Source organism: Campylobacter sp. RM9328 (assembly GCF_012978615.1).
Map to the genome: position 1 here is coordinate 1 of NZ_LIWF01000063.1, position 596 is coordinate 596.

At 38.6% G+C, this 596-nt stretch carries 1 protein-coding gene; it reads right to left on the reverse strand.

The window, feature by feature from the left end:
• On the reverse strand, nucleotides 1–596 hold a 596-nt coding region (locus CCAL9328_RS10690), incomplete at both ends, for a cytolethal distending toxin subunit B family protein (RefSeq protein WP_170000643.1).

Here is a 596-nt window from a genome sequence, read left to right on the forward strand (position 1 = left end):
TCCTAGTTCTAAGTCTTAACTCTAGCTCAAATGTGCTAAGTAAATCTACTGGCTCTCTATTAAAATCCCCCATTATAATCCAATTAGTGCTAGCTAGGGTTGGGGTACTTTGAAAGAATAGATCTATATTATGCACAATAGCTGAAGCATCAGCTCCGCCATTAGCTAAAGCATGAATACTAAAGAATGCATCATTATTAATTCTAATTCCTAGCATTGGTCTTGAAGCTGTTGTTGGAGGTGGTCGTAAGAATACTTCATCAGCTTGTCTTCTACTAGCTAGGGCTAAATTTACTCTATTACCACCTAAATCTGTCCTAGCATAGTATATAAAGATTAGATCAGGTCTTAATCTTGTGCCTATATTCCATACATGTTCAGTTACAACCACACTAGTACCAAATGCTCTAAACTCCCTTCCAGTTGGCTCGGCTGTAGCAGGCAAGGTGCCAGCTTCTTGAATGGCTAAGACATCTATACCATTTGCTCCAGAGAACATTTGAGCTATACTAATGCTCCATTTAGCCTCGCTACTAGCACTTGAGCCTTGCATATTCCAAGTGGCTGTTTTAAAATCATCTATATTAGCATATAGA